Origin of the sequence: Catenulispora pinistramenti (assembly GCF_018274385.1) — a bacterium.
Taxonomy (GTDB): Bacteria; Actinomycetota; Actinomycetes; order Streptomycetales; family Catenulisporaceae; genus Catenulispora; species Catenulispora pinistramenti.
In genome coordinates, this window is sequence record NZ_JAAFYZ010000404.1 from 1 (window position 1) to 3,965 (window position 3,965).

The window sequence follows — 3,965 nt, forward strand, 5'->3', positions numbered from 1 at the left end:
GGGGGGTGGTGGCCGCAGCGCGGGTGGCGGCAGTGCGGGTGACGGCAATGGCGATGGCGGCGGCGGCGATCAGCACGGGGAAGGCGGAAGCCGCGGTGCGACCGGTTCCGGCGGCGCGGCGTTGATCGCCCCGGTGGTGGCGGCGGATCCCGAGGCGGAGCTGCCGTGGCTGGCGTCGGAGTACGTTCCGGGCCCTTCCATCACCGACGCGCTGCTGGACTTCGGCCCGTTCTCCCCCGCGGGACTCCACACCCTGACCCACGGCCTGGCCCTGGCCCTGGCGGAGGTGCACGCGGCCGGGGTCGTGCACCGCGACGTGAAGCCCTCGAACGTGCTGGTGGCCCCGGACGGCCCGCGCCTGATCGACTTCGGCGTGGCCCGCGCGGTCGACGACGTCCCGCTCACCAGGGCCGGCGCCCTGATCGGCTCCCCGGGCTTCCTGTCGCCGGAACAGGCGGTCGGCGAACCCACGAGCTTCGCCTCCGACGTCTTCGCGATGGCGACGGTCGTCGCCTACGCGGCCCGCGGCCAGAGCCCCTTCGGCGCCGGCGACGGGCCCGCGCTGCTCTACCGGGTGGTGCACGAGCCGCCGAAGCTGGACGGCCTGCCGGACGATCTGGTCGAGATCCTCACCGCCTGCCTGGCGAAGGACCCCGCGGAACGCCCGAGCGCGCCGGAGATCGCGGACCGCGTCGCACCGGCCGCCGACTGGCTCTCGCAAGCGGTGCTCGGCGACATCGCACGGCGCGAGGCCGAGCTCGCCGCCTGGTTGGAAGTCACGGCCGCCGACCCGCTGTGGGTCCCGACGACCTCGGCGGCCCAGACGACGGCCTTCGATTCGGTCGCGGACTCGGCACTGGACATCGCGAACGCGGTCGCGGCTCAGCCCTCGCATATCGGGGCCAGGCGACGCAGGCCGCGGAATGCCGAGTCCAGGCCGCAGACCGAGGTACGTACCGAGGCGCGTACCGAGGCACAATCCGCGCTCAGCCAGGCCGCCAGCTATGAGCTCCGCAGGCCCACTCCCCCGCTCGGCTCGCCGGCCGACGGGATCCGCGAGCCGGGCCTGGCGCGCGGCTCGGCCGAGCAGCCCGCCGCCTCTGGCACCCCGCCTCAGGCCGAACCCGCCCGCACCCCACCGGAGCTGCCGCACTACTCACCCAAGCAACCGGACATCACCGACGCCGAGCACCACCGGCCCGGGCCCGGCTCCGCCTACACCGCGGTCCTGCTCGACCCGGAGTCCGAACCGTCTGCCGCTGAGCCTTCTAAGCCTTCTACCACCGAGCCGCCTGACATCCCGCCGCTGACCACCCAACACCGAGCACCCCGCCGTCGCTTTCCCATCTATGCCGCCCTGGGAGCCTTCCTGGGCGGCGCCGTGGCCGCGACGCTCCTGCTGCTCCCCCACACCGGCCACAGCGCTCCGCCGCGCCCGCTGAGCCCGGCCACGTCGGTCTCCACCGCGTCCACCGCCTCCACCGCGAAACCGAGAGCGAAACCAAAAGCCGCCTCGCCCAGCCCGTCGTCGGGTGGGCGAAGCGGCCGGGAGAGTACTCCGCGGACTACTTCCGCTTCAGAATCTCGTCGGTGACCTGCGGGACCACCTTGAACAGGTCGCCGATGACGCCGTAGTCGGCGAGCTCGAAGATCGGCGCCTCCTCGTCCTTGTTGATGGCGACGATGGTCTTCGAGGTCTGCATGCCGGCCCGGTGCTGGATCGCGCCGGAGATGCCGGCGGCGATGTACAGCTGCGGGGACACGGTCTTGCCGGTCTGGCCGACCTGCGCCTGGTGCGGGTACCAGCCGGCGTCCACGGCGGCGCGGGAGGCGCCGACGGCGGCGCCGAGGGCGTCGGCCAGCTTCTCGATGACGGCGAAGTTCTCGCCGCTGCCGACGCCGCGGCCGCCGGAGACCACGATCGAGGCCTCGGTGAGCTCGGGGCGGTCGCCCTTGGGGAGCACGACCTTCTCCACGACCTTGGCCAGCTTGGCCGCGTCGGTCAGCTCCACCGAGACGTCCACGCGCTCCGCGGTCGCCGGGGCGGCCTCGGGCGCGGTGGCGTTCGGGCGCATCGCGATGATCGGGGTGCCCTTGGCGACCTTGGAGTGGGCCACGGTCGAGCCGCCGAAGATGCTCTGCTCGGCGACCAGGTCGGCGCTGACGTCGACGGCGTCGGTGAGGACGCCGGAGCCGGTCTTGATCGCCAGCCGGGCGGCCACCTCCTTGCCCTCGGCGGTGGCCGGCACCAGCACGGCCGCCGGGGCGTGCTCGGCGACCAGCTTGGCCAGCAGCTCGGCCTTGGGGGCGGTGACATAGCCGTCCAGCTCGGCGTCCTCGGCCACGTAGGCCTTGGCGGCGCCGTACTCGGCCAGCTTCTCGGCCGCCTTGTCGTAGCCGGCGCCGATGAACACCGCGCTGGGCGTGCCCAGCGCACGGGCCTTGGTCAGCAGCTCCAGCGTGACCTTCTTGACCGCGCCGTCGGCGTGGTCGACGAGGACCAGGATCTCAGCCATTTTCCAAAGCTCCCTTAGATGAACTTCTGCGCGGACAGGAACTCGGCGAGCTTCACGCCGCCGTCGCCCTCGTCGGTGACCTTCACCCCGGCGCTGCGCGGCGGGCGCTGGGCGGCGTCGACCACGGTGGTGGCCGCGGCGGCCTGGCCGACCAGCGCGGCGTCGATCCCGGCGGCGGCCACGTCCAGCTCGGCGACCGGCTTCTTCTTGGCCGCCATGATGCCCTTGAAGGAGGGGTAGCGGGGCTCGTTGATCTTCTCGACCACCGACACCACGGCCGGCAGCTGGGCCTGGACCACGTCGTGGCCGTAGTCGGTGAGCCGGTTCACGGTGATCGAGGTGCCGTCGATCTCCACCTTGGAGGCGAAGGTCAGCTGCGGCAGGCCCAGCCGCTCGGCCAGCATGGCCGGGACCAGCGAGGTGCGGGCGTCGGAGGCCTCCGAGCCCAGGATCACCAGGTCGTACTCGGTGGTGCCCAGGGCCTGCGCGATGGCGTAGGAGGTGGCGACCGCGTCGGAGCCGGCCAGCGCCGGGTCGGACAGCAGGATGCCGGAATGCGCACCCATCGACAGGGCCTTGCGCACCGCGGCGTCGGCGCCGTCCGGGCCCATGGTCAGCACCACGACCTCGCCGCCGTGCGCCTCGGTGAGCTTGAGCGCTTCCTCGATGGCGAACTCGTCCATCTCGTTGAGCACCGGGTTCGAGCTCTCCCGGTCCACGGTCAGGGTGTCCGGGAGGAGCCGCTTCTCGGCCTCCGTGTCCGGCACCTGCTTCACACAGACGACGATTTTCATGATCGCTGTCCGACCTCCTGCTTGAGGGCTTCTCCGGTCTCTCCTCCGCAGCTTGCCATGGTCGGACCTGGTCGAGAAAACAGAGCTCCGATCATGGGGTCAAACGCGCGAGGTCTTCCCCATCCTGTGGTGCGGCCCGACGGGTACCGACGGTGCCGTCCGAGGGGATCGTATCCCGACAAAGTTACCGCTTGGTAGTGCCACCGGAAGCGACGCGCATCACGTCCGGAGCGAAGCAGGCGATGAGCCGAACAAGTGAACGACGAGCGTGGTGCTTACGGTAATCGAGTGACTACCGTGGGAGATGGGAAGCGGGTAGTCTGATCGAAACACATTGACCAAAGGGGGATGGTCGGATGACCGGTCCGGGGTTCGCGTTCGAGGTACAGCCGCAGATATTGGCCACCTACGGCGACACGCTGCACGCGCGGGTGGCGGAGCTGGCGAGGGTCGGCGCGTGGGTGGCGGATTTGCGGGTGGAGCCGCGGTGGTTCGGAAAACTACCGGAGGCGGAGTCGCTGGCGGAGCACTGCGCTGCGCAGCGGGACGCGGACCTGACGGAGCTCGGCGAGCTGGGCGGCTGGCTGGCGGAGGCGGCTCGGGGGCTGGCGGAATCGGCGGGGCGGTATTCGGCGGCCGATCGGGTGGTGGCGGG

4 protein-coding genes are annotated in these 3,965 nt (G+C 71.7%); 2 read left to right on the forward strand and 2 right to left on the reverse strand.

What is annotated here, in order from left to right; translation table 11 throughout:
* Positions 1-1,594, forward strand: a 1,594-nt coding sequence (locus KGQ19_RS47725) for a protein kinase domain-containing protein (RefSeq protein WP_212022157.1), incomplete at its 5' end; no start/stop codon positions are given.
* Here the strand turns inward: KGQ19_RS47725 and KGQ19_RS47730 are convergent.
* Both KGQ19_RS47730 and KGQ19_RS47735 read right to left on the reverse strand, forming a co-directional pair.
* The gene (locus KGQ19_RS47730; RefSeq protein ID WP_212022159.1) at positions 1,566-2,516 is read right to left on the reverse strand and encodes an electron transfer flavoprotein subunit alpha/FixB family protein; all 951 of its coding nucleotides are present in this window, start codon (positions 2,514-2,516) and stop codon (positions 1,566-1,568) included. The two genes, KGQ19_RS47725 and KGQ19_RS47730, sit on opposite strands and share 29 nt — an antisense overlap.
* A gap of 14 nt (positions 2,517-2,530) precedes the next feature.
* A complete protein-coding gene (locus KGQ19_RS47735; RefSeq protein WP_230420541.1) occupies positions 2,531-3,310 on the reverse strand; it encodes an electron transfer flavoprotein subunit beta/FixA family protein in 780 nt (259 codons plus the stop codon).
* Positions 3,311-3,666: 356 nt separating this feature from the next.
* On the opposite strand from KGQ19_RS47735, the gene KGQ19_RS47740 reads away from it, so the two are divergent.
* On the forward strand, positions 3,667-3,965 hold a 299-nt coding region (locus tag KGQ19_RS47740), incomplete at its 3' end, for a hypothetical protein (protein WP_212022161.1).